Source organism: Pseudomonas paracarnis (assembly GCF_904063055.1).
In the GTDB taxonomy this organism is placed as follows: Bacteria; Pseudomonadota; Gammaproteobacteria; order Pseudomonadales; family Pseudomonadaceae; genus Aquipseudomonas; species Aquipseudomonas paracarnis.
This window is the reverse complement of the sequence record NZ_CAJFCN010000019.1, coordinates 1-23,593: the sequence shown is the minus strand read 5'-3', so window position 1 is coordinate 23,593 and position 23,593 is coordinate 1. Positions and strand designations below refer to the sequence as shown.

Below are 23,593 nucleotides of genomic sequence, written 5' to 3'. Positions count from 1 at the left end.
TTAGCGCATTCAGGTGCTTTTTCTCAATCCAAATGGCGTTGACGAGGGAAAGCTGTTCAAACGAAAAGTTGAAGACGGGTAACAAAGGATGGTTAACGCGTTTGTTTCGTCACGTTTCAAATTGGTCCTTGCAGGTATAAAGACAGATTTTCAGATAGTGGCATTCAAAGGCAGCGAAGCCCTCGACCAGCCCTACTTTATACAGGTGCAGTTAGTCAGCGAAGACCCCTTCCTTGACCTGGAGGCATTGCTTCATCAACCCGCCTATCTGCACTTCGGCGAAGCAGGTCAGGGCTTGCATGGGCAAATCTTTGCCATCGGTCGGGATGATCCCGGTATGCGGCTCGCCCTTTATCACCTGACACTGGCGCCACGTCTGGCATCCCTTGCCTATCGTTGCGACCAGCGGGTTTTCCAGCAGCGCAGCGTACCGCAGATCATTGTTGCGGTCCTCGAACAGCACGGCATCTTCGCCGACGCCTATGCCTTTGAGCTCGGGCCGGTGGTGTATCCACCACGCGCCTTTTGCGTGCAGTACAGGGAGTCCGACCTGCATTTCATCCAACGGCTGTGTGAAGAGGAGGGCATTCACTATCACTTTCGTCACAGTGCAGAGAATCATCTGCTGGTGTTTGGTGATGACCAGACGGTGTTTCGCCGGTTGCCGGTACAGCGTTATTGTTCCTCGGCTGATCCATCGCTTGGGGCCCCGGTCGTCCAACGTTTCGACCGGCGCCTGGTCACGCGCAGCCGGCGCACCGTACGTCGTGACTATGACTTTGAGCACCCTTCGTTTCGCCTGCATGACCAAGCCGGTGCCGGGCCGGCGGATCCTTTGGAAGACTATGGCTACCCTGCTGGCTTTACGAGCCATGCACGTGGTGCGAAGCTGGCGCGACGCAGCCTGGAGCGTCACCAGCGTGATCGCCATCGAGTGCTGGGCAAGAGCGATCAACCGGCGCTATGCAGTGGCCACTTCCTTGAACTGTGCGATCACCCGGACCCAGCCTGCAACGACTTATGGTTGCTGACCTCGGTGCGTCATGAGGGTTACCAGCCGCAGGTGCTGGAGGAGTCGATCGTTGATGCCAATGGGTTCCAAGGCTATCGCAACCGGTTCACTGCAACCCCCTGGCGCGCAGTGCATCGACCTGCCCTCAAGCACCCCAAACCGACGATCAGTGGCAGCCAGACCGCGACGATAACCGGGCCTGCCGGCGAGGACGTGCACTGCGATGCCTATGGCCGTGTGAAGGTGCGCTTTCATTGGGATCGCGCGGACAAGGGCGACGAGACGAGCAGTTGTTGGCTGCGCGTGGCGTCCGGTTGGGCGGGTGATGGGTTTGGCGCCATGGTCATTCCACGGGTGGGCATGGAAGTGCTGGTGAGCTTTTTGGAGGGCGACCCGGACCAACCCCTTGTCACCAGTTGCCTGCCCAATGCATCGCACTTGCCGGCGTACGCTTTGCCGCAGCACAAGACACGCAGCGTACTGCGTAGCCGCAGCTCGCCGGGCGGCGGAGGCGCCAACGAGTTGCACTTGGAAGACCGGCGCGGCGAAGAACTCATCTACCTGCGTGCCCAGCGTGACCTGGAGCAACGGGTGGGGCATGACAGTCGCCTGGAGGTGGAGGGCGATAGCGTGACTCGCGTTGGCAAGAGCTTGTTGATCGAAGCCGGGCAGCAGGTTCATCTCAAGGCCGGCGCCAGCCTGGTGATAGAGGCCGGCGCACAACTGAGCTTGAAGGCAGGCGGGGAACACCTGGTGATGCAAGCCGGCAGTATTTCCAGCAGCCGGTCCATCACTCTGGGCGGTTCGCCGTCTGCAAGCCGTTCGGTGAACCCATCAGGGGTTGCCGGCACGCAAATCTCTGCTGTGCAAAACGTCATCATGGACTTGGCCAAGCAACTGGGCGCCGACTTTTGCCCTCTGTGCGAAGGCTGCCGCGAAGGCCTGTGCGATATCCCAGGGAGGGCGGCCTGATGGACAGCTTGCTCCATTGTTGGATGGCCCAACAACAGCAGAGCGGACACCCATTGTGCCTGATGCTTGATGGTAACCACGAGGCTCGCCAACGCCTGATGGCAAACCGTGCTCCGTCGCACTATTGCAACCTCTACAGCGAGACCGCTGCGGCGGAGTTGGCGAATACAGGCCCGCTCATACTGTTACTGGAACAACTGAATGAGCCTGCCTTGGCCGACCTGTTGCTACACCCCGAGTCGAACTGGGGCTGGCTCGCCAGCCTGTCGGCCAGCGACCTGGTGGGTGTGGCGCGCCATTGGCGCGAGAGACTGCGGGTGGCGCCAGAAGGCCGTCAGGTGCTTTATCGCATTCACGACAATCGCACCCTGGCCCGTGCCTTGGCCCATCTGGGCAAAGAGCATTGGCCCGCCTACCTCGGACCACTGATCAGCGTGTGCTATTGGCATGAAGGCCGTTGGCATCACCACGAAAATCCTGCGCCGGGCGACTACCCTGCGCCTGATCCAGCGCCGTGGCTCGACACACCCAACCCTCACGCCGAAGCCATCCTGCACGCCAATATCCTGCGCTACCTGCTGGCTGAGCACAGTGAAGACCTGGCGGCATTGGTCGAATTCCAAGACCCCAGGATTTGGCTGGCCCAGGTACTGGAGCAGGCACGCAGCTGGCAATGGCGGGAGCCGGCGCAGCTCGAGTTCCTGGTGGTACGCCGGTTGGCAGAGGCGACCGGCAGCAGTGTTATTCATTGGTTACCGAGGATTGGCGAGCCGCCAGGGGAGCATTTTGAACGAGTGATGGAGCAGTGGCACAGCGAGGTAGGGAAAGGTGAATAGGTGGATAGGGTGGGTGCTGGTGGTTATTACGGGTGCGTGGCTTTCGGGGTGTACGGGGAGGACGGTGGAGCGTTTTACATTGGAGGTGGATTTGCCGGCGCAATTTGAACTTAAAACGGCTGCCAACTACCGGCCCGCAACGGGTGAGACCTGCACCTTGCCTCGGCGGCGAGGCAAAAGACCTGAGCGAAAAGTCTTTTTTACAGACTACAAGCCTGTAGCGAGCAGCGTGAGTTATGAGTTGCCATTGACTGAAACGGTAGAGGGTTGTCCATTGGTACTACGCAGTGTGGAGTTTGACTTCTATGCGAAGTGGGGGACGCGGATTACGGATGTGGGCGGGAATTTCGGGAGTATTTCCATTCGCGACCGTTTGGAGGCCGACCTACCTGGGATGCCCGAGTCGGGTGTGCAGGAAATACGTGGGCAATGTAAATGGCACTTTCGGACGGTCGGGCCTTTGCACGCGATTAGAAAACTTCTGATCTGCAATTCATTGGATTCGATGGGCAAGTTGCAAGAGTCGCGGGTAGGGGGCGTGGCGCAACGTCCGCAATTACCGGGGAAAAAGCTGAGGTTGGTGCTATCTGTCAGTGAGGATGAGTTACCTGCCTTTGATGATAATTGGATAAATGTTCCAGGTGGATGGAAGCGATGCAGGGGTAAAAACTTTGCCGATCGGGACGCTTATTGCAACGGCAATACCACCGACTTTAAACCGATAAAAATGCCGGATGGCCGCATTTGTAATATTTATCCATCGTGTGAGTAATAAGGAGTAATGCATGTATTTTGACGCAAGGAAGCGCCCCTTTTTCAGTGACAGCACGCCAGCTTGTTCATTGCGAGGGCAATGGGTGAGTTTTTGCTTGGTCGATGAAACTGGAGTTGGTGCGACGTACGGCGGCCTGCCGTACACGGTCCGAGACAGCGCTGGACAAGAGTACAAAGGTAGACTGAACGGAGAAGGATTCGCCAAGCTAAATGATATTTACAGCGGTCCTGTGGTCCTCATTTTTGACGATCTGTATTCAGGAACCGAACAGCCATATCGTCGTTTAATGATGCGGCCGACTTATCAGCTACCTATCACCGAGCTTCAATTTCGTGCTGAGCAAACCAGATTTGCTGCGGTCGATGGACGTCGTATTAAAGCCAATCCTGCCCAACTTCAAGCCAGCCGATTTTATCAAGTCGAAGTGAGAGATTTAGTTCGTCATGTCGCCCATTTGCCTCCAACAACGCCTCGAGTCCACTCTCCCAAGCGTCACGCATTGAAAATGATGGCCGATCTGGGCTTCGGCCCGCCTCAGCCCTCATTGGTGGGTATCGTACTGTTCCCCAACAAGCACACCGTTCTAGAAGTACGACCCCTACGGGCGTTACGCCCAATGTTATCCACCGAAGACAGCTTCTGCGCCTTGAACCTATACCAACTGGCATTGTTTGCTGCGTTGAGTTACTGCGATTTTGGGCAGGTCCCCGCAGAAAGACCGTTAGACGAAGTTCGGTTTCCGTTAGATCCGAGCGTTGGAAATTTATTCGCTGAACAGCTTTCGGTGTATCACGAAGCCTGGCGAATTGATCCGAAGCAATCACACCGTTTTTACCCCCTCTACGAAGATATCCCTTACTCCCAACGCTTCGAAATCCTGCCTTTCGATCCGCAGTTGTATCCACAAAATCGCCCGGAACGGAAGGAAGAACAGGAACACCCCGCACGCTTGCACTTTTTCGATGATGAAAAATTCGGTACTGACACCCAGGCTTTCATCACCCACCACGATGAAGTCATCCTGATTTCTGTGCGAGGAACGGTCAGCCGTGCCGACGCATTACGTGACGCCGACGCCCATCAGGTGGCTTTTGAAGGCGGTATTGGAAAAGCACACGATGGTTTTTACCAGGCCTATCGGGCTATGCGTAATTTCGTATTGCAATATCTTGATCAGTTTCACACAGGTCAGCGCATCGTAATTTGCGGTCACAGCCTCGGCGGCGCCATTGCATTGCTATTGGCCGAAGGACTGCGCCGAACCCCAGACGCCCACTACAACATTCTGCTCTACACCTACGGCGCCCCCCGCGCCGCCGACGCCGAATTCACTGCCGGCGCCTCAACATTGGTCCACCACCGCATCGTCAACCACAACGACCCTGTCCCCAGCGTCCCGGCACCCTGGATGAATACCACCGCCAAGCTCTGGATTCCCGGAGCCATCACGCTATTCAGCCACCCCGTGCCCGGTGGCCTGTTGTTCGCCGCAGGGCTGGTGCGGGTGGGTGGTAACCCTTATCGACATCATGGCGAGCAATATCACTTCATGCCGATCACGCTCCCGGATGGCAGCCACTCCTCGGTGTTATGGAAGCCTGGCTGTGAATCCCTCCAAGAAGCGGGTTGCAACCGCGCATTGCAACTGCAGGGCGACATGCCCGAGCGCGATAATGTGCTGAGGCAGCTGTTTCAAGCCGACCAGCACTTCATGACCACCAGCTACATCCCCGCGGCGTGGGCGACATTGCGCCGCTGGCAACAAACCCTGGAGAGTGAGGGCGCGTTGGTGACTCAGAGGGAGTTCGAGCTGCTCGACCGGGCCTTTGAAGACATGCGCGAGCAACTCCGGGCCAAGCGGCGTGAACTTGCGCTACGGCGCCCTGCCAATGATCGTAGCCATGAACCTACTGATGCCTTGAACGCAGAGATCGACCGGTTGCACACCAGTCGTGAGCGCTTGGCAAGCCTGCGCTGGCGACGCCTGGAAGCCCGCGATGTCTACGGCAGCCATGCCCGTTCTGCACATCTCCAATCGAGCCTCAAACGTTGGTTCAGCCACCGCGAGAATCGTGAGCCGGCCCAATTCGCCAGCATCCCGCCGCCTGCCCACGACGAACAGGCACGGGGGCAAACGCTGGACATCGACTCAATCGTCTAACCCGCGCGGTTACATAAACTCTACCTGCGCCGGTTGCCGCTTCATCAGCACCTTGCCGTTGCGAATCGAGTACAGCGGCAAGCCCTGGCTACGTATGACTTCGTAGTCGCTGTCGGCCGACAGGATCAACAGGTTAGCCGGGCGGCCTGCTTGCAACCCATAACGATCACCCAGGGCCATGGCTTTGGCACTGTTGTCGGTGACCAGGTCCAGGGCGTTTTGCAAATTGCGGTAACCGAGCATATGACAGATGTGCAGACCGGCCTCCAGTACTCGCAGAATGTTGCCGTTACCCAGCGGGTACCAGGGATCGACGATGGAATCCTGGCCGAAACACACGTTCATGCCGGCCTCAAGCAGTTCGTTCACACGGGTGACACCGCGCCGTTTCGGGAAGTTGTCGAAGCGGCCCTGCAGGTGGATGCTTTCGGTGGGGCACGAGACAAAGCTGATGCCGGAATGCCCCAGCAGGCGAAACAGCTTGGCGCAGTAAGCATTGTCGTAGGAACCCATGGCGGTGGTATGGCTGGCGGTCACGCGGGCACCCATGTCGCGGCTGCGGGCTTCTTCCGCTAGGACTTCGAGAAAGCGTGAGTGGGGGTCGTCGGTTTCGTCACAGTGCACGTCCACCAGGCAGCCAGTACGTTCGGCCAGGTCCATGAGGAACTTCACCGAACTCACGCCTTGGTCGCGGGTGTATTCGAAGTGGGGGATGCCACCGATCACATCGGCACCCAGGCGAATGGCTTCTTCCATCAACTCACGACCATTGCGGAAGGACTCGATGCCTTCCTGGGGAAAGGCGACGATTTGCAAATCGATCAGGTGCGTGCTCTCTTCACGTACCTCCAGCAGGGCCTTGAGTGCAGTAAGGTCTGGGTCGGTGACGTCGACATGGGTGCGCACATGCTGGATGCCATGGGCGGCGAGGGTCTGAATGGTTTTTTTGGCCCGGGCCTTGGTGTCTTCCAGAGTAATGGTGGCCTTGCGTTCGCCCCAGCACTCGATGCCTTCAAACAGCGTACCGCTCATGTTCCAGCGCGGCTCGCCGGCGGTGAGGGTGGCGTCGAGGTGGATGTGGGGCTCGACAAAGGGCGGTATGACCAGGTTGCCGGCGGCGTCCAAGTCGCCGGCCATCAGCGCCGGCTCCCCCGTTTGCGCAGTGATGCTGGCGATCCGGCCGTGTTCCAGGTGCAGATCATGCAGGCCTTCACGGTTGCGCAGGCGGGCATTGATGATGTGCATGGGCAAGTTCCTCTTGGCTAAAAACAATCAGGCAGACAGCCGCCAGATCCTCAGGGCGATACCGATGTCCAGGCGGTCATGGCGCGTAGTATGGCGCTGAGCAGCACATAGGTCAGCGATGCGGCAAAAATTCCCACCAACGGCGCGACCCACGGCGAGTTGAATGCGACCACGGTGCCCACCCCATACGCGATCAGACCTGGCCAATTGAACGCCGGTAAGCGAGCCTCTGCCAAGCGGGGATAGTGGCCGCGATAGCGATAAAAGAAGTCCGCCATGATCACGCCTCCTATCGGCGGGATGACCGTACCCAGCAGGATCAGGTACGGCACCAGCAGGTCGTACATGCCGAACAAGGCGAGCAGGGTGCCGATCACCGCGCCGGCCAGGGTCACGCTCTTGCGACGCTGGGTGCGCAGCAAGTTGCAACCGGCGACGGCGAAGTTGTAGATGGTGTTGTCCTGGGTGCTCCAGATATTGAGCAGCAACATCGCCATCGCCGCCGTGGCGAAACCTTGCAGCAGCAAGACCTCCACCACATCCGGTTGCTGATAGACGATGGCGCCATAGGCCCCGATCAGCACCATCAAGCCGTTGCCGACAAAAAAGCCGATCAGGCTGGCCAGCACCGCAACCTTGGCCGAGCGCGAAAACCGTGTCCAGTTGGTGGCCTGAGTTGCCCCGCTGACAAAGGTCCCGAACACCAGCGTGATGGCGGTGGACAAGTCCAGCTCAGCGCTGGGCACCACCGCCAGCAGCCCCTCCCACCCGCCGACCTTCACGGTGGCGACCCACATCGACAGCGTCAACAGGATGCCCATGGCCGGTACCGCGATGTAGGACAGGATTTCCAAGCCGCGATACCCCACGTAGGCGGTGGCGCAGAACAGTAAGCCAAATACCACCATCAGCCCCAGCACACTGCCTTGGCTCAATTGGAAATACTTGCCTAATACCACCGCAGCCGTGGCCGTGCCCCAGGCATACCAGCCAATCTGGGTAAAACCGAGGATCAAGTCACTGAGTTTGCTGCCCACTTCGCCAAAGCAGAAACGCCCCATCAACACCGAGTTCAAGCCGCTCTTGAACGCGATGTAACCCAAGCCTGCGGCGTAGATACCCAACAACAGGTTACCCAGGGCCACGACGCCGAGCATATCCATGAAGCTGAACGCTACCCCCAGCTTGCCGCCGGCGAACATGGTCGCGGTAAAAAAGGTGAACCCCAGCAACACCATGGCCGTAGAGGCCAGGCCCTTACGCGCGTGCAAGGGGACTTCGCTGAGAGGGTAGTCGTTGCCGGGTTCTTGCTGCGTCATGGGGGCTGCTCCCTGAGTGGTGACCCAGGTCGTGTGCATCCTGCGTGCCAATGCAGGTGCAGGCAGGTATGGGCTGACGGGAGCAAGCCTTTTATAAGGCCGCCCCCTCCCAATCAGCGCAAAAGCAGTGCAGCGGTGAGCCAAACTGGCTCAGTCGAACAGCGTCTGTGCGGGTTTCCCAAATGGATCAGCCCGCCGGCGCTTCGAAAAAAACCACCCGCAGGTGGTTCTTACTCACCGCGATAGATGCAGCCACTGGTGCACGTCTCGTGGATACGGATCGCACTGAGTTCCGGCAGCAAGGGTTTCAGTTCATTCCAGATCCACTTGGCCAGCACTTCGCTGGTGGGGTTTTCCAGGCCGGGAATGTCATTGAGGTAGTTGTGGTCGAGGCGTTCATAGAGCGGCTTGAAAATCGCTTTGATCTCCGAGAAGTCGCGAATCCAGCCGGTATGGGGATCCAGGTCGCCGCTCAGGTGGATGGCCACCTTGAACGAATGCCCATGCAGGCGCCCGCATTTGTGGCCTTCCGGTACGTGGGGCAGGCGATGGGCGGATTCGAAGGTAAACTCTTTGAAGATTTCCACAGTGTTTTCAGCTCGGTCAGGTGTCTGGCAGGCGGCGAGTTTAACAGTTTGATCAACCTCTGCGCATACCGCCCCTCGGCCGCAGGCACCCATGCGGTCAAAGGGTTAGCAAACGGTCGCCGAGCTTGCCGTTATCCGCCAATGCCAAAAACTCATCCCCCAGTCGTTGGCTCTCGCTCATGGCAGTTTGCCAATATTTGTTGCGGCCTGGATCATCGCCCATGAAACGCTTGAAGTCGCTGCGGTCTGGCAGCTTGCCGTGGGGCAGGCGGGCCAGGTAGTCCCTGGACGGCGCCAGCAGTAACACATCCTGCAAGCCCTGCTGGTTGCTGCGTCGCCATGGCAGGCCCTTGTCGAACCAGCCGGGGATGACCCGGTCGGTAAAGTGCGGGTACAGCACAATGTCATCGCCGTGGTAGGGCAGGTCGAGGTGGTAATCCAACAGGCCGCCGTCGCGGTAGGTGCCGACCCCGGCCCCGGGCAGGTCGCGCACGCCTTGCATGACCATGGGGATCGAGCCGGACGCGAGCAACGCCTGGCGCAGGTTGCCCACGTCCAGGGTGAGGAAGCGCGAGGGGAAATCTTTCAGGGGGTGTACCGGAGGCGCCTGACGCGGGTCGTGGATGATCAGCCGTTCGAAATGCCGCGACAGCCGTGCGCGGCCCCGCAGATTATCGGCAATCACCGATGACAGGCCCAGCCCCAGCCGCCCACGGTGGTCATCGGCGAGCAATCCGTGGCTCTTGACCACCATGATGTTCAGCCGATAGTCGGGGTTGTCCAGCACCCGCGCATCGCGCCCGGCCAGCAGGTCGTCGAGCATGCGTTGGCAGCTCTGGCTGACTTGCGCCATGGTCACGCCTTTGGCAAAGCGCTGCTCGTTGTACAGGCGGCCCAGGTCGAGCAAACCTTGCACCGGGTCGGGCAGGCAGGCGCTGGCGAACCGCCACGAGCCGATGGACGCGCCGATCAGCGCACGCTCGCGCGGCGCACGGGGCAACCAGTCACCGAACAGCGCCAGGTCCAGCCCTTGGATACCCAGGGCCTTGGGGCCGCCCGCCGCGCCGGGGAGGATACCGACGTCGGCAGGCGCAAGGCCCTGCTCGCGGATGCGGGTGAAGGCGCGTTTGCCGGCCTTGAGGGTCAAGGCCGGGAACTTGATATGGATGGCTGTCATACCGGTCTCTGTTGAGGCGAGCGGGGCAGTATAAGAAATCTCGCAGGCAGTGGGAAAAATGGCTTAACCGGAATTGCCATGGTGGCAATTCAGTTTCAGTTAAGTTGCAGCGCGTACCGTGGCCGGCGTAGGAAAACATCATGTAACGGAGACTTATCATGAAGCGCCTCACTGCCCTGGGCGCCGCCGCTATCATCCTCGTTACGGCGACCCCGGCCGCCGCCGTGGACCCCGACAAGCCACTGATCGTGCCGGCCACTGTTACAATTGTCGCTTTCGATCAATTGGACGCTACGGCCCTGGCCCTTCACCCTGGTTCGACGCTGCTGGACACCGATTTGGATGAGGAATACGGCAAGTACGTTTATGAAGTCGAGCTACGAGATACCGACGGCATTGAATGGGATGTTGAATTGAATGCGCTCACCGGGCAGGTTCTCAAGAATCATCAGGATACGTAATGAAGGTAAATTTACGCGTCGGCAGTCGCGTGGCGCTGGTGCTCATGGTGTTTTGTTCCAGCCTGGCGGCCCGCGACCTCAACCAGGACGAAGCCCTGGCCCTGCGCCAGCAAGGCGTGATCCTGCCATTGGAACAGCTGTTGCAGCAGGCCATGGCGCGATACCCCGGCTCGCGGCTGCTGGAGGCCGAACTGGAAAAAAAACACGGGCAATACGCCTATGAAGTGGAACTGGTGACCACCGAGGGCGTGGTGCGCGAGATCAAGCTGGATGCCACCAATGGCGACCTGATCAAAGATGAGGAAGACTGATGCGCCTGCTCCTGGTGGAAGACAACGTGCCCCTGGCCGACGAACTGATGGCCGGCCTGCAGCGCCAGGGTTATGCAGTCGACTGGCTGGCCGACGGCCGGGACGCCGTGTATCAAGGGCGCAGCGAGCCCTATGACTTGATCATTCTCGACCTTGGCCTGCCCGGTTTGCCCGGGCTTGATGTGCTGGCCCAATGGCGCGCCGCCGCGTTGGCCATCCCGGTGCTGATCCTTACCGCCCGCGATTCCTGGGCCGAGCGTATCGAAGGGCTCAAGGCCGGCGCCGATGATTACCTGAGCAAACCCTTTCACCCTGAAGAGCTGTACCTGCGCATCCAGTCGCTGCTGCGCCGCTCCCACGGCCAGACGAACCAGCCCACCCTGCAAGCCGCCGGCCTGCATTTGGATGAAGGGCGCCAGTGCGTGCTACGTGACGGCGCCGAGATCCAACTGACGGCTGCCGAGTTTCGCTTGTTACGCTATTTCATGCTGCATCCCGAACAGATCCTGTCCAAAAGCCACCTTGCCGAGCACTTGTATGACGGCGAGACCGAGCGCGACTCCAATGTGCTGGAGGTGCACGTCAACCATCTGAGGCGCAAATTGGGCCGCAGCGTGATCGAGACCCGCCGCGGCCAGGGCTACCGTTTCGGCGCCACCCCGGCATGAGGTCAATCCAGCGGCGCTTGAGCCTGGGGTTGATCAGCGTGATGGTGATCGTCGGCGTGGTGCTGGCGCAAACCAGCCTGTGGTTGTTCGAGGCGGGTTTGCAGCGCTACCTTGAAGCGGGCTTGCGCAACGACAGCGAAAACCTGCTGGTGGCGCTGGTGCGTGGGCCCAACGGCGTGCAGTTGGATGAGCAACGCCTGTCGCCGGCGTACCAACGGCCATTTTCCGGGCACTACTTTCGTATCGACTTTGCCGATGTGCATTGGCGCTCTCGTTCACTGTGGGACCAGGAACTGCCCCGGCTCCCGGTGGCGGGGCTCAAGGGCAACCTGCAACTGGGACCCGAAGGCCAGCAACTGTTGGTGCTGCGCTCGGACTACAAGCGCTTTGGCCAACCGATTTCCATCAGCGTGGCCCAGGACTACACGCCTGTGCGCGAGAGCTTTCGCCTGATGCGTCGGGTCGGCCTGGTGATGGGGCTGGCGGCGCTGCTGCTGGTGCTGATCCTGCAACGGGTCACCGTGCGCCGTGCCCTGCGCCCCCTGGAGACCGCACGTAACCAGATCGCCCAACTGCAACAAGGCCAGCGCTCGCAACTCGATACTCAGGTGCCGCTTGAGCTGGAGCCACTGGTGGCGCAAATCAACCACCTGTTGGCGCACACCGAAGACAGCCTCAAGCGCTCGCGCAACGCCCTCGGCAACCTGGGGCATGCGCTGAAAACCCCGCTGGCAGTGTTGTTGAGCGCGGCCTCCAGTGACGCCCTCAAGGATCATCCGCAACTGAGCCAGTTGCTGCGCGAGCAATTGGAGCAAGTGCAGCAGCGCCTCAACCGTGAACTCAACCGTGCGCGCCTGGCGGGTGATGCGCTGCCGGGCGCGTTGTTTGACTGTGAACAAGAGCTGCCCGGTTTACTGGCCACCCTGCGCATGATCCACGGCGAACACCTGGACCTCAGCTACCAGGTGGCGCCGGGCCTGCAACTGCCTTGGGACCGTGAAGACCTGCTGGAACTGCTGGGCAACCTGTTGGACAACGCCTGTAAATGGGCGGACGCCGAGGTACGCCTGAGCGTTAGCGAGACGCCCCAGGGCTATCGGCTGGCGGTGGAAGACGACGGCCCCGGCATTCCCGAGGCCCAGCGCGACCAAGTGTTCAGCCGTGGCGCACGCCTGGATGAGCAAAGGGTTGGCCATGGCCTGGGTTTGGGGATCGTGCGGGATATCGTTGAGGTGTGGGGTGGGGTGTTGCAACTGCAAGAGAGCGAGCTGGGTGGGCTCAAGGTATTGATCCAGTTGCCACGGCGCTAGCATTCACACACCACCGCTCAAAATGTGGGAGCTGGCTTGCCTGCGATAGCATCGACTCGGTTTGCCTGACATACCGAGGTGTCTGCATCGCGGGCAAGCCCGGCTCCCACAGTAAAGCCTTGCTACATTCAGACCCTGAACTGATCCATCAACCCCTGCTGCTGATTTGCCAGGCTGTTCAACGCCTGGCTGACCCGCGCCGATTCATTGGCCTGCTCCGACAACGACTCGGTCACATCGCGAATGGTCGCCACGTTGCTGTTGATCTCTTCGGCCACGGCGCTTTGCTCTTCGGCGGCGCTGGCGATTTGCAGGTTCATATCACTGATCACCGTGACCGCATCGCCAATCTGGCGCAAGGCGGTGACGGCCTGGCCGACCTGTTCGACGCTGCCCTGAGCCTGGCGATAGCTGTTGCCCATGGAGCCGACCACGTCGCTGGTACCGGTTTGCAATTGTTCGATCACCAGGCGGGTTTCTTCCACCGATTCCTGGGTGCGCCGCGCCAGGTTGCGCACTTCGTCGGCGACCACGGCAAAACCGCGGCCGGCTTCACCGGCGCGAGCGGCTTCGATGGCGGCGTTGAGCGCCAACAGATTGGTCTGCTCGGCGATGCCGCGAATCACTTCAAGCACCGAGCCGATCTGTTCGCTGTTGGCGGCCAAGCCCTCTACCTGGGTCATGGCGGTGCTCATGTCGGCGGCGAGCTCGCCAATGTTGGCGGTGGTGCGGTCGATAACCGTCAAGCCTTGACGAGTTGCCTGGTCGGCATCTCGGGCGGCTTGGGCCGCTTGGGCGGCGCTGCGGGCCACGTCCTGGGCGGTGGCGCTCATTTCGTGGGATGCGGTAGCCACCTGATCCACCTGGCGGTACTGCTGCTCCATGCCGGCGCTGGTTTGCGTGGCAATGGCCGCGGACTGGTCGGCAGTGCCGCGGGCGTCCTGCACCGAGCGTTTGACCTCGGCAATGATCGGCTGCAGCTTGTCGAGGAAGCGGTTGAACCAGCCGGCCAATTGGCCCAGTTCGTCCTGTTTGGCGTAGGCCAGGCGCCGGGTCAGGTCGCCTTCGCCGCTGGCGATATCCTCAAGCATGTGCGCCACGCCAAGGATTGGCCGGGTCACGCTGCGCGCCATCAGCCACACCAGGATCAAGCCGACCACGGCGGCGAGCAGGCCCAGGCCCAGTTCTAGCAGGGTGCCTTTGGCGTTGTCGGCGTCCAGCTGGTTTTTCAGCGCTTCGGCGGGGGCGACCAGGACTTTTTCCGGTACATCCAGCAATACGCCCCACGCCTTACCGCCGGGAATCGGCGCAAAAGGCGCCAGTACCTTGAGTTGATGGTCGGTGCGCAGGCTGTGGGTCTGGGTACTGCTGGCCAAGGCACTGGTCAACTGTGCGCCGCTGGCCGGGTCGACCTGCTCCAGGCGTTGGCTGAGTTTGCTGGCATCCGGGCTGTAGCCGGCCAGTAAGCCGGTCGGGCTGAGGATGCTGACCTGGGTCTGGCCGTCGTACAGTTTCTGGCTGGCCTGTTGGCTGACCGCCTGCAGGCTGTTGAGGTTGATATCCACCGACAGCGAGGCGATGACTTTGCCATTGACCATCAGCGGGAACACGATGCTGGTCATCAGCACGTTCTGGCCGTCGATCACATAGAAGTAGGGCTCGATCACGCAGGGTTTGAGAGTCGTGCGCGGGCAGGTGAACCAGGCGTTGGCTTTTTCGCCGCTGGGGCCGATGGAGGTGTCGGCCATGTCGCTCTCGGGCAGTGCCATCGAGGTGATTTTCCCCGGTGTCGGTTGCGACCAGTACAGTGCGAAACGGCCTTTGTCATTGCTGCCTAGTTCTGCCTGGTTGGCGAACAGTTCGTCTTTGCCGTCCAGCGCATTGGCTTCGAACACCAGGGACAGGCCGAGCAGGTCGGGGTTGGCCTGCAGGGCGGCCTTGACCTGGCGGGTCAGGTCTTCACGGGTGTCGAAGGCATCGAGAAAGCGCTTCTCGGCCTGTTCGCGCAAAAACAGCACCTGGCGGGAAAAACCATGGCCGTATTGGTAGGCATCCATGAACTGCTGGCGAATGCCCAGCGCTTGCACTTCGCCTTGGGCCTCGATGCGCGACTGGGCGGCTTCGTCGAGCATCTGCATGCTGGACGCCTTGACCTGCTGGGAGCTCTGCGCCATGCGATACAGCGACAGACCCACCAGCAGGGTCACGATCCCCAGCAGGCAGAGGCCCGCCAGCAGGGTGATTTTCCATTGAATGGAGAGCTGCCTGAGCGACATCGGGACATCCTTACCTGAAAGCACATAGAGACAGCGTATCGGCCAGCGCCTGTAATTCTTTATGCGTGCAGAGGGCTTTGCCTCACCACAGTTTTTGACATGACAGCCCAGCTCCTGCAAAGTGCGCGCCCTCTAATAAGACCTCTTTCAAGCTTGCACGCCGGCAGCTGTTCCCATGGGCCGCGCGCGGGCATGCCTGTCTTTTTTGTTTCTGCTTGAGGTAACCATGATTAACGCAGTCATCGCCGCGGTCGGCACCATGCTGGTACTCAGCCTGTCCCGCGTGCACGTGGTCATCGCCATTATCGTCGGCGCCCTGGTGGGCGGCTTGACCGGTGGCCTGGGTATCGAGGCCACGCTCAAGGCCTTCAACGGCGGGCTGGGCGGCGGCGCAACCGTGGCCTTGTCCTACGCATTGCTCGGGGCTTTCGCCGTGGCGATTGCCAAGTCCGGGCTGGCCCATGCGCTGGCGGACAAAGCCTTGCTGCTGGTGGACCGCCAGGACGCCAGCGGTGGCAACCACGTCAAATGGCTGCTGATCGGCCTGTTGTGGGTGGTGGCGATTGCCTCGCAGAACATCTTGCCGATCCACATTGCGTTTATTCCGCTGCTGGTACCGCCGCTGCTGTATGTGCTGACCAAGCTGCAACTGGACCGTCGCCTGATCGCCTGCGTGATGACCTTCGGCCTGATCACCCCGTACATGTTTCTGCCGGTGGGCTTTGGCAATATCTTCCTCAATCAGATCCTGCTGGCCAACGTCGCCAAGAGCGGGGTGGATATCAGCGGGGTCAATGTCACCCACGCCATGGGCTTGCCGGCGCTGGGCATGGTGGTCGGCCTGCTGGTGGCGGTGTTGATCAGCTACCGCAAAAAGCGTGTGTACGACCTGAAGAAAATCGAGCGTGTCGAGCAAGTGGCGGTGCAGTACAACCCGCTGACCCTGCTGGTGGCCGGCCTGGCGATTGCCTCGGCGTTCATCATCCAGTTGTGGCTGGACTCGATGATCATCGGCGCCCTGGCCGGGTTCCTGATCTTCTCGGTGTCGGGCATCGTGCGCTGGCGCGACACCGATGACCTGTTCACCGAAGGCATGAAGATGATGGCGATGATCGGCTTCATCATGATCGCGTCCTCAGGTTTTGCCGAAGTGCTCAAGGCGACCGGTGACGTGAACTCGCTGGTGCAGGCCTCGGCAGCGCTCATCGGCCATAGCCGGGGCGTCGGCGCGTTGTTGATGCTGCTGGTGGGGTTGTTGGTGACCATGGGCATCGGCTCGTCGTTTTCCACGGTGCCGATCCTCGCGGCGATTTTCGTGCCGCTGTGTGTGCAACTGGGCTTCAGCCCGCTGGCCATCGTGTGCATTGTCGGTACCGCCGGTGCCTTGGGCGACGCCGGTTCGCCCGCCTCGGACTCCACCCTCGGGCCCACCTCCGGCCTGAACATCGACGGCCAGCACCACCATATCTGGGACACCGTGGTACCGACCTTCCTGCACTACAACCTGCCGCTGCTGGCGTTCGGCTGGCTGGCTGCGATGACGCTCTGATCCAAGTGAGCCCCCTGTGGCCAGAGATTGCTCCCGCTGGGCTGCGAAGCAGCCCCAAAAAGCTTGGGGGCGCTGCGCACCCGAGCGGGAGCAAGCTCTGGCCACACAAGCTCGCGCCTACAGTAATCGCTCACATGGCCGTTAACCTCTCAAGTCGCCACTAACAAGAGAGAAAAGCCATGCGTCTGAGTTTGAAGGCCAAAGTCCTGGCCCTTGCTGTCGTGCCGGTGTTGTTGTTTGCCGTGGTCATCAGCCTGACCACCGTGTGGATTCTGCAGGGCCAGGCCCGCAACGAGGTGGATGAAACCCGTCAGCGCCTGCTCAACGACGCCAAGGCCACCCTGCAAGGTTATGTCGAGGTGGCTATGACCACCATCAAGCCGCTCTACGACGCGGCAGCCCCCGGCGACAGCGCGGCGCGGGCGCAGGTGGTCAAGTTGCTGTCCAATACCAGCTACGGCAAAGACGGCTATTTCTTCGGCTACGACTCCGAGACCATCCGCCTGTTCAAGGGCAACAGCCCGGACGGCGTAGGCAAAAGCTTCAAGGACAACCGCGACCCCAACGGCGTCTACGTCAACCGCGACCTGGTCAAGGTCGGCAAGGACGGCAGCCACTACCTGCAATACAGCTCGACCCAGCCCGGCCAGACCGAACTGGTGCCCAAGCTCGGCTATACCGAGTACCTGCCCAAGTGGGACATGGTGATCGGCACCTCGGTGAACCTCGATGGCATCGACGCCCAAGTGGCGGTGGTGCAGGCAAAAGTCGAGAAGCGCATGCAAGGCGTGCTGTTGAGCATCCTCGGCGTGGCCGTGGTGGTGTTGCTGGTGATCGCCGCCGTGGGCATGCTGCTGGCCAATACCATCCTGCGCCCGCTGCACCTGATGAAAGCCAACCTCGATGACATCGCCGCGGGTGAAGGTGACCTGACCCGCCGCCTGGCCATTACCAGCCAGGATGAACTCGGCGACCTGGCCGGTGCATTCAACCGCTTTGTCGATAAAATCCACGGCCTGGTGCGCCAGATCACCGACATGACCGCCCAACTCACCGGGCTGGTGAGCCAGGTGTCCGACCAGGCCCAGCGTTCCGAACAGGCCATGGAACGCCAGCGCCACGAGACCGACCAGGTGGCCACTGCGATCAACCAGATGTCTTCGGCGGCGCACGAAGTGGCACGCAGTGCCCAAGGCGCCGCCGTCGCTGCGCAGCAGACCGACGCCGAAGGCCAGGCCGCCAAACGTGTGGTAGACGGCAGCATCGCGCAGATCCATGCGCTGGTGAACGACATCCGCAGCAGCGGCGTGTCCCTGGACAGCCTGCAGCAGGACGTATCGTCAATCGTCAGTGTGCTCGGCGTGATCCGCTCCATCGCCGAGCAAACCAACCTGCTGGCGCTCAACGCTGCCATCGAGGCCGCACGGGCCGGGGAGGCTGGGCGTGGCTTTGCCGTAGTCGCCGATGAAGTGCGCGCCCTGGCCAGTCGCACCCAAACCAGCACCCAGGAAATCCAGGGCATGATCGATCGCCTGCAAAAAGGCACCGAGGCGGCCGTGGACGCTATGCGCCGCTCCAGCGATGCCGGCGACGGCACTTCGGCCCAGGCCAACCAGGCCGGCGCGTCCCTGGACACCATGGCGCAACTGATTGGCACCATCAACTCAATGAACGCCCAGATCGCCAGCGCCGCGGAAGAGCAGACCGCCGTGGCGGAAGAGATCAACCGCAGCGTGCATCAGATTGCGGTAGCGGTGGACAGCGTGGCGGACGAAACCCAACTGGGCGCTCAGACGTCTCGCAGTCTGGCCGACCTGGGCCAGCGCCTCGGGCAGTTGGTGGGCCAGTTCAGGATCTGATCCATTCAACCCATGGCAGGGTTTAAACGTCGCGCATCAGCAGGCCAAAGCGCAGGTCCATCTGCGCCGGAATCGGCACATACACCGTATGCCCGTCCCCCGGCGCCACCTCAATGCTTTCGCCCTTGGCGTTATGCAGGCTCGGCAAGTCAAAATGAAAATTGCCCGCGGGCGTCATCAACTCCAGGTGGTCGCCCAGCGCAAAGCGGTTCTTGACCTTCACCTCGGCCAACGCGCCACGGCGCTCGCCGGTCAGCTCCCCGACAAACTGCTGGCGCTCGGAAACCGAGCTGCCGTTCTGGTAGTTCTGGTATTCATCGTGCACGTGGCGGCGCAGGAAACCTTCGGTGTAGCCACGCTGGGCCAGGGACTCGAGGTTGGTCATCAAGCCGCGGTCAAATGCACGCCCGGCCACTGCGTCATCGATGGCCTGGCGGTAGACCTGGGTGGTGCGCGCGCAGTAAAAATGGGACTTGGTGCGGCCTTCGATCTTCAACGAATGCACGCCCATCTGTGCCAGGCGTTCCACATGCTGCACGGCCCGCAGGTCCTTGGCGTTCATGATGTAGGTGCCGTGTTCGTCTTCGAAGGCGGGCATGGAGTCATCGGGGCGATTGGCTTCCTGTAACAGGAACACCTGATCGGTGGGCGTGCCGATCCCTAATGTGGGTTGATATTCATGGACGATATCGCCAGTGGCATTCTCCACTGCCGGCGTGGCCTGGTATTTCCAGCGGCAGGCATTGGTGCAGGTGCCCTGGTTGGCATCGCGCTTGTTCATGTAGCCCGACAGCAGGCACCGCCCGGAATAGGCCATGCACAAGGCGCCATGTACAAACACCTCCAACTCCATCGCCGGCACTTGCTGGCGGATTTCGCCGATCTCTTCCAGGGACAGCTCCCGCGACAGAATCACCCTGCAAATGCCTTGTTGCTGCCAGAACGCCACGCTGGCCCAGTTCACCGTATTGGCCTGTACCGACAGGTGGATCGGCATTTGCGGGAAGTGCTGGCGCACCAGCATGATCAACCCCGGGTCGGACATGATCAGCGCATCCGGGCCCATGGCGATCACCGGCGCCAGGTCCTTGAGGAAGGTCTTGAGCTTGGCGTTGTGGGGCGCAATGTTCACCACCACGTAGAAACGCTTGCCCTGGTCATGGGCTTCGTGGATGCCGAGGGCCAGGTTGGCGTGGTCGAACTCGTTGTTGCGCACCCGCAGGCTGTAGCGCGGCTGGCCGGCATAGACCGCGTCGGCACCGTAGGCGAAGGCGTAGCGCATGTTTTTCAGGGTGCCGGCAGGGGCGAGCAGCTCGGGGGCAATCATCGAGGGCATGGCTGTAGGTCGCAAAAGGCGCGAGGGTAGTGCAGGGCCGGGCGCCGTTCATTGATCCACGTCTACACATGGCGATCTATGCTTGTTCGATAAACAAGGGCACTCCCACGTTTGGCTGCGGACTAAGCAACAGGGCCGCCATCGGCCCTGTTTTTCTGACATGGACCGGACATGAATCAAACCAACCTGCAATTCAAAACCCTGTTGCTGCTACTGGCCTTGGTCACCGTGGCTTTTATCTGGATATTGCTGCCGTTCTACGGCGCGGTGTTCTGGGCCGTGATCCTGGGCATTATCTTTGCGCCGATGCAGCGCCGCCTGCAGCAGCGTTTTAGCTGGAACCGCAACCTGACCTCCCTGACCACCTTGATGGTGTGCCTGGTGATCGCGATTCTGCCGGTGATCATCACCAGTGCTTTGCTGGTGCAAGAGGGGGCCACGCTCTACAAAAACATCGAGAGCGGCAAACTCGACGTAGCGGGTTATATCGAGCAATTCAAGAACGTCCTACCACCGTATTTCCAGCAGTTGCTCGACCGTTTTGGCATGGGCAACCTCGAAGGGCTGCGGGAAAAGGTCGTCAAGGGCGCGATGCAGGGCAGTCAGTTCTTTGCCTCCCAGGCGTTCAGCTTCGGCCAGGGGACGTTTGATTTCCTGGTGAGCTTTTTCATCATGCTGTACCTGCTGTTTTTCCTGCTGCGCGATGGCCCGGAACTGGTACGCAAAGTGCGCACAGCCGTACCGTTGGCCGAGCCGCAAAAGCGTCGCCTGCAGCTCAAGTTCAACCGCGTGGTGCGCGCCACGGTCAAGGGCAACGTGCTGGTGGCTGTGACCCAAGGTGCGCTGGGAGGTTTGATCTTCTGGTTCCTGGACATCCCCAGTGCCTTGCTCTGGGCCGTGCTGATGGCGTTCCTGTCGCTATTGCCAGCGGTGGGTGCCGGGCTGGTCTGGGGGCCGGTGGCGGTTTACTTCCTGTTGAGCGGTTCGATCTGGCAGGGCGTGGTGCTGGGGCTGTTCGGGGTGTTCGTGATTGGCCTGGTGGACAACGTACTGCGCCCGATCCTGGTGGGCAAGGACACCAAGATGCCGGACTACCTGATCCTGATCTCGACCTTGGGTGGCCTGTCGGTGTTCGGCCTTAACGGCTTTGTCATCGGGCCGCTGGTGGCGGCGTTGTTCATGTCGTGCTGGGCGTTGTTCGTCGAAACCAAGCCGCGGGTCAAGTTGCCGCTGCCATAGCGTTCAGGCTTCTAGCCTGAAGTCGGTTGCCATTCGGCGTTGTGTTTCGGCATCCGATAACGAAGTGAGCGGGCCGCTGATCGGCTCGCCATCGCGCACCACATACCAGCAGGCGAGCAAGCCCAGTTTGCGCAGAGGGGCGGGGACGGCGCTACCGATGACAGACATGATTTGAACAGTGGGCATAAGTACCTCCAAACGTTATGGAGGTCACCTTACGGTTTGCCGGTGCTTGGGAAAAATCACCTGGCTCGATAGTCGACATCAATGCCAGGCGTTAATCCACCACCTGGTCGAGCATGTTCACCACTTCGTGCTCACTGAGCAGGCCCTTGCGCACCAGGTTTTCGGCCAGCAATGCCAGGAACTTGGCGCTGCGATGGCCTTCAAGGTGCTTGAGTTCAGTCAAAGCGTTATAGACCTTGCTGGAGGTGCACAGGCCGGCGGTGCGGTGCGGGTTTTGCGTGGGCATGGTCAATCGTCCTTAATTGTTATTGGCTGGACTGGGTCGATAGTGCGACTGTTTTGTGACGCAAACATGACAGCGCAGCCCGCCATCGATCAAGAGGATATTCGACGCTCATGATGTGGGATTGGCGCTCGTGCGTTGTTCTCACAGCGACATCGGCAGGATAAATCCGGACTTTTCAGGCAAAAAAAGGCCCCGCGTGTGGGCGAGGCCTGTGTCTGTCAATGGATTAAAACTTACCAACCATGGCGGTAGTAGCCGTGGGGCGGGCCGTAGTAGCCGCGAGGTGGCCCATAATAACCGCGCGGTGGGCCGTAATAGACGGGCGCCGGGCGGTAGTAAACCTGCTGTTGCACATACACTGGTGGCGGTGGCGCGTAGTAGACCGGCGGCGGCGCGGCATACACCGGCTGCGGCTGCACATACACCGGTTGTTGCACGTACACCTCACGCGGCTGGCTGGCAACCACAGAGCCGACTACCGCTGCGCCGACAAGCGCACCGAACACGGCCGGGCCACCCCAACCACCACCGTGGGCGGAAGCTTGGCCGGCCATTGCGAGTGCGCCGATAAGCAAGGCGATCCTGGGAAGTTTACGCATGATGGTCATTCCTCAATTAGCCCCTGCGCTTGTGGTCTGCAATCAATAGACTCAAGGATTGTCGCGGGGATACTTTTAAGACAACGTATTTCGAGAAAACAGCACGGCCAGTGAGTAAAGGTTGTGTAAGGTCTGTACCGATTTGCTTACTTCAAGGAGTTATCCATGCAGATGCACCCCAACAAGGACACCCAACTGTGCATGTCACTGTCGGCGCGCCCTGGGAACTTTGGCCTGCGTTTTCATAACCACCTGTATGAACAACTGGGTCTGAATTTTTACTATAAAGCCTTCAGCAGCCAGGACCTGCCCGGCGCGATCGGCGGTATCCGCGCCCTGGGTGTGCGCGGTTGCGGGGTGTCCATGCCGTTCAAGGAGGCTGCCATTGCCTTGGTGGACGAACTCGACGATTCGGTTCAAGCCATCGACTCCCTGAACACCATCGTCAACACCAACGGCCACCTCAAGGCTTACAACACCGACTACATCGCCATCGAGCAACTGCTGAAAAAACACGCGGTACCCAAGGACTCCAGCTTCGCCCTGCGCGGCAGCGGCGGCATGGCCAAGGCGGTCGCCAGTGCCTTGCGTGACGGGGGGTACGCCAATGGCGTGATCGTGGCACGTAATGAGGTGGCGGGCCAGGCATTGGCCAGGAACCTGGGGTACGCGTGGCAGGCGGATCTGGGCAGCCTGCGGCCACAGATGCTGATCAACGTGACGCCCATTGGCATGACCGGCGGTGCGGAAGCGGATGCGTTGGCGTTTGACGCCGAGGCAATCGATCAGGCCGAGACGGTCTTCGATGTGGTGGCGATCCCAGCGGAAACGCCGTTGATCGTGCGTGGCCGTGCCCAGGGCAAGCGGGTGATTACCGGGCTGGAAGTGATCGCTATCCAGGCGTTGGAGCAGTTTGTGCTTTATACCGGTGTGCGGCCTACGCAGGAGCAGTTCGAGGCAGCGGTGGCCTTCGCCCGCAGCTAAAGCCTTACGCACAACCATTCGGTGACCTAACTGACGCGCACGCGATCCAACTGTGGGAGCTGGCTCGCCTGCGATGGCGGCCTGCCAGGCGACGGCTATCTACCTGACACCCCACGATCCAACTGTGGGAGCTGGCTTGCCTGCGAAGACGGCCTCACAGTCGACGCCGTAATACCCAGTACATATCCATTCCTGCGGTAACGGCTACTTAGGGTTCCGCTTTTACAGCCAGCCCTTTCAAGGTCTTCTGTAAAATCCCCTGAAATTCATTCAGGGGGTACCTAAACGATGTGGGCGGAAGTTCTAGCGCGTTTCGAAAAAAAAGCACCTGCCAGTGTCATGGCCAAACTGGCGCTGCAGCAGGCTATTGCCCCCGAGTGGATTGATCAGGTTTTCGAAGAACACCGGCAACGGCAGTATTCTCGTGAGCTATTGTTCTCGACCA

At 60.6% G+C, this 23,593-nt stretch carries 21 protein-coding genes and 2 pseudogenes; 13 read left to right on the top strand and 10 right to left on the bottom strand.

Features of this window, described 5'->3' with window-relative positions; genetic code table 11:
• The first annotated feature begins 88 nt into the window (after window positions 1-88).
• The 4 genes from tssI to JMV15_RS25655 are packed head-to-tail and all read left to right on the top strand — an operon-like array spanning window position 89 to window position 5,756.
• Entirely contained in the window at window positions 89-1,984 is a 1,896-nt protein-coding gene (gene tssI, locus JMV15_RS25670) for a type VI secretion system tip protein TssI/VgrG (protein ID WP_038449673.1), read from the top strand.
• Window positions 1,984-2,820, top strand: coding sequence for a DUF4123 domain-containing protein (locus tag JMV15_RS25665; RefSeq protein WP_038449675.1), 837 nt, complete (start codon window positions 1,984-1,986; stop codon window positions 2,818-2,820). Before tssI ends, JMV15_RS25665 begins: the two co-directional genes overlap by 1 nt.
• Window positions 2,813-3,592, top strand: coding sequence for a hypothetical protein (locus tag JMV15_RS25660; RefSeq protein ID WP_038449676.1), 780 nt, complete (start codon window positions 2,813-2,815; stop codon window positions 3,590-3,592). Before JMV15_RS25665 ends, JMV15_RS25660 begins: the two co-directional genes overlap by 8 nt.
• 13 nt (window positions 3,593-3,605) lie before the next feature.
• Complete coding sequence (locus JMV15_RS25655; RefSeq protein WP_038449678.1) at window positions 3,606-5,756, top strand: lipase family protein; 2,151 nt, start codon at window positions 3,606-3,608, stop codon at window positions 5,754-5,756.
• A 9-nt stretch (window positions 5,757-5,765) separates the two neighbouring features.
• Here the strand turns inward: JMV15_RS25655 and codA are convergent, their stop codons facing one another.
• The 4 genes from codA to JMV15_RS25635 all read right to left on the bottom strand — a co-directional run bounded on the left by codA (window position 5,766) and on the right by JMV15_RS25635 (window position 10,084).
• Window positions 5,766-7,001, bottom strand: coding sequence for a cytosine deaminase (gene codA / locus JMV15_RS25650; RefSeq protein WP_014717864.1), 1,236 nt, complete (start codon window positions 6,999-7,001; stop codon window positions 5,766-5,768).
• A 50-nt stretch (window positions 7,002-7,051) separates the two neighbouring features.
• The gene (gene codB / locus JMV15_RS25645; protein WP_019818676.1) at window positions 7,052-8,320 is read right to left on the bottom strand and encodes a cytosine permease; all 1,269 of its coding nucleotides are present in this window, start codon (window positions 8,318-8,320) and stop codon (window positions 7,052-7,054) included.
• A gap of 230 nt (window positions 8,321-8,550) precedes the next feature.
• Complete coding sequence (gene queD, locus JMV15_RS25640) at window positions 8,551-8,907, bottom strand: 6-carboxytetrahydropterin synthase QueD (RefSeq protein ID WP_003190259.1); 357 nt, start codon at window positions 8,905-8,907, stop codon at window positions 8,551-8,553.
• 97 nt (window positions 8,908-9,004) lie between these two features.
• Window positions 9,005-10,084, bottom strand: coding sequence for a patatin-like phospholipase domain-containing protein (locus tag JMV15_RS25635; protein ID WP_019818670.1), 1,080 nt, complete (start codon window positions 10,082-10,084; stop codon window positions 9,005-9,007).
• Between the two features lie 158 nt (window positions 10,085-10,242).
• Here JMV15_RS25635 and JMV15_RS25630 point away from each other — a divergent pair, with 158 nt between their 5' ends.
• Genes JMV15_RS25630 through JMV15_RS25615 form a run of 4 tightly spaced genes read left to right on the top strand, consistent with a single transcriptional unit; the run spans window position 10,243 to window position 12,834 of the window.
• Complete coding sequence (locus tag JMV15_RS25630) at window positions 10,243-10,545, top strand: PepSY domain-containing protein (protein WP_014717943.1); 303 nt, start codon at window positions 10,243-10,245, stop codon at window positions 10,543-10,545.
• Window positions 10,545-10,856 (top strand): PepSY domain-containing protein, encoded by a 312-nt coding sequence (locus JMV15_RS25625; protein WP_003190266.1) that lies wholly within the window; start codon window positions 10,545-10,547, stop codon window positions 10,854-10,856. Before JMV15_RS25630 ends, JMV15_RS25625 begins: the two co-directional genes overlap by 1 nt.
• Window positions 10,856-11,524 (top strand): response regulator transcription factor, encoded by a 669-nt coding sequence (locus JMV15_RS25620; RefSeq protein WP_003190268.1) that lies wholly within the window; start codon window positions 10,856-10,858, stop codon window positions 11,522-11,524. Before JMV15_RS25625 ends, JMV15_RS25620 begins: the two co-directional genes overlap by 1 nt.
• Entirely contained in the window at window positions 11,521-12,834 is a 1,314-nt protein-coding gene (locus JMV15_RS25615) for a sensor histidine kinase (protein ID WP_038449681.1), read from the top strand. Before JMV15_RS25620 ends, JMV15_RS25615 begins: the two co-directional genes overlap by 4 nt.
• Before the next feature lie 128 nt (window positions 12,835-12,962).
• Here the strand turns inward: JMV15_RS25615 and JMV15_RS28830 are convergent, their stop codons facing one another.
• Together JMV15_RS28830 and JMV15_RS28825 are read right to left on the bottom strand one after the other, a co-directional pair.
• Window positions 12,963-13,718, bottom strand: a complete 756-nt coding sequence (locus tag JMV15_RS28830) for a methyl-accepting chemotaxis protein (protein ID WP_370694801.1) — start codon at window positions 13,716-13,718, stop codon at window positions 12,963-12,965.
• Between the two features lie 102 nt (window positions 13,719-13,820).
• Window positions 13,821-13,967 (bottom strand): annotated as a pseudogene (locus tag JMV15_RS28825) (HAMP domain-containing protein); the annotation flags it as partial.
• 1,372 nt (window positions 13,968-15,339) lie between these two features.
• Between JMV15_RS28825 and JMV15_RS25605 the strand changes: the two are divergent.
• From JMV15_RS25605 to JMV15_RS28815, 3 genes and pseudogenes are all read left to right on the top strand, one after another.
• Entirely contained in the window at window positions 15,340-16,659 is a 1,320-nt protein-coding gene (locus tag JMV15_RS25605) for a Na+/H+ antiporter family protein (protein WP_172832687.1), read from the top strand.
• Between the two features lie 179 nt (window positions 16,660-16,838).
• Window positions 16,839-17,660: pseudogene (locus tag JMV15_RS28820) on the top strand (cache domain-containing protein); the annotation flags it as partial.
• Window positions 17,661-17,696: 36 nt separating this feature from the next.
• Entirely contained in the window at window positions 17,697-18,518 is an 822-nt protein-coding gene (locus JMV15_RS28815; protein ID WP_370874666.1) for a methyl-accepting chemotaxis protein, read from the top strand.
• A gap of 22 nt (window positions 18,519-18,540) precedes the next feature.
• On the opposite strand, the gene trhP is transcribed toward JMV15_RS28815, so the two are convergent.
• Window positions 18,541-19,854 carry a prephenate-dependent tRNA uridine(34) hydroxylase TrhP gene (trhP, locus tag JMV15_RS25595; protein WP_038449686.1) on the bottom strand — a complete coding sequence of 438 codons (1,314 nt, stop codon included), beginning with the start codon at window positions 19,852-19,854 and terminating at the stop codon, window positions 18,541-18,543.
• 171 nt (window positions 19,855-20,025) lie between these two features.
• On the opposite strand from trhP, the gene JMV15_RS25590 reads away from it, so the two are divergent.
• Entirely contained in the window at window positions 20,026-21,093 is a 1,068-nt protein-coding gene (locus JMV15_RS25590; RefSeq protein WP_019818663.1) for an AI-2E family transporter, read from the top strand.
• A 3-nt stretch (window positions 21,094-21,096) separates the two neighbouring features.
• On the opposite strand, the gene JMV15_RS25585 is transcribed toward JMV15_RS25590, so the two are convergent.
• The 3 genes from JMV15_RS25585 to JMV15_RS25575 form a co-directional block, all read right to left on the bottom strand.
• Window positions 21,097-21,279 (bottom strand): hypothetical protein, encoded by a 183-nt coding sequence (locus JMV15_RS25585; RefSeq protein ID WP_003190283.1) that lies wholly within the window; start codon window positions 21,277-21,279, stop codon window positions 21,097-21,099.
• Between the two features lie 91 nt (window positions 21,280-21,370).
• Window positions 21,371-21,565: a hypothetical protein gene (locus JMV15_RS25580; protein WP_014717949.1), complete on the bottom strand. Its 195-nt coding sequence runs from the start codon at window positions 21,563-21,565 to the stop codon at window positions 21,371-21,373.
• Window positions 21,566-21,798: 233 nt separating this feature from the next.
• Entirely contained in the window at window positions 21,799-22,173 is a 375-nt protein-coding gene (locus JMV15_RS25575; RefSeq protein WP_019818659.1) for a hypothetical protein, read from the bottom strand.
• Window positions 22,174-22,329: 156 nt separating this feature from the next.
• Here JMV15_RS25575 and JMV15_RS25570 point away from each other — a divergent pair, with 156 nt between their 5' ends.
• The gene (locus JMV15_RS25570; protein WP_014717950.1) at window positions 22,330-23,148 is read left to right on the top strand and encodes a shikimate 5-dehydrogenase; all 819 of its coding nucleotides are present in this window, start codon (window positions 22,330-22,332) and stop codon (window positions 23,146-23,148) included.
• The last annotated feature ends 445 nt before the right edge of the window (window positions 23,149-23,593 follow it).

Excerpts from the sequence above, each read along its gene's own strand:
- JMV15_RS28815 (WP_370874666.1), top strand. The coding sequence starts at position 17,697 with ATGACCGCCCAACTCACCGGGCTGGTGAGCCAGGTGTCCGACCAGGCC.
- JMV15_RS25615 (WP_038449681.1), top strand. The coding sequence starts at position 11,521 with ATGAGGTCAATCCAGCGGCGCTTGAGCCTGGGGTTGATCAGCGTGATG.
- JMV15_RS25620 (WP_003190268.1), top strand. The coding sequence starts at position 10,856 with ATGCGCCTGCTCCTGGTGGAAGACAACGTGCCCCTGGCCGACGAACTG.
- JMV15_RS25570 (WP_014717950.1), top strand. The coding sequence starts at position 22,330 with ATGCAGATGCACCCCAACAAGGACACCCAACTGTGCATGTCACTGTCG.
- tssI (WP_038449673.1), top strand. The coding sequence starts at position 89 with ATGGTTAACGCGTTTGTTTCGTCACGTTTCAAATTGGTCCTTGCAGGT.
- JMV15_RS25655 (WP_038449678.1), top strand. The coding sequence starts at position 3,606 with ATGTATTTTGACGCAAGGAAGCGCCCCTTTTTCAGTGACAGCACGCCA.
- JMV15_RS25635 (WP_019818670.1), bottom strand. The coding sequence starts at position 10,084 with ATGACAGCCATCCATATCAAGTTCCCGGCCTTGACCCTCAAGGCCGGC.
- JMV15_RS25665 (WP_038449675.1), top strand. The coding sequence starts at position 1,984 with ATGGACAGCTTGCTCCATTGTTGGATGGCCCAACAACAGCAGAGCGGA.
- JMV15_RS25625 (WP_003190266.1), top strand. The coding sequence starts at position 10,545 with ATGAAGGTAAATTTACGCGTCGGCAGTCGCGTGGCGCTGGTGCTCATG.
- JMV15_RS25580 (WP_014717949.1), bottom strand. The coding sequence starts at position 21,565 with ATGCCCACGCAAAACCCGCACCGCACCGCCGGCCTGTGCACCTCCAGC.
- codB (WP_019818676.1), bottom strand. The coding sequence starts at position 8,320 with ATGACGCAGCAAGAACCCGGCAACGACTACCCTCTCAGCGAAGTCCCC.
- JMV15_RS28830 (WP_370694801.1), bottom strand. The coding sequence starts at position 13,718 with ATGGAGCAGCAGTACCGCCAGGTGGATCAGGTGGCTACCGCATCCCAC.
- JMV15_RS25590 (WP_019818663.1), top strand. The coding sequence starts at position 20,026 with ATGAATCAAACCAACCTGCAATTCAAAACCCTGTTGCTGCTACTGGCC.
- JMV15_RS25575 (WP_019818659.1), bottom strand. The coding sequence starts at position 22,173 with ATGACCATCATGCGTAAACTTCCCAGGATCGCCTTGCTTATCGGCGCA.
- JMV15_RS25585 (WP_003190283.1), bottom strand. The coding sequence starts at position 21,279 with ATGCCCACTGTTCAAATCATGTCTGTCATCGGTAGCGCCGTCCCCGCC.
- trhP (WP_038449686.1), bottom strand. The coding sequence starts at position 19,854 with ATGCCCTCGATGATTGCCCCCGAGCTGCTCGCCCCTGCCGGCACCCTG.
- codA (WP_014717864.1), bottom strand. The coding sequence starts at position 7,001 with ATGCACATCATCAATGCCCGCCTGCGCAACCGTGAAGGCCTGCATGAT.
- JMV15_RS25630 (WP_014717943.1), top strand. The coding sequence starts at position 10,243 with ATGAAGCGCCTCACTGCCCTGGGCGCCGCCGCTATCATCCTCGTTACG.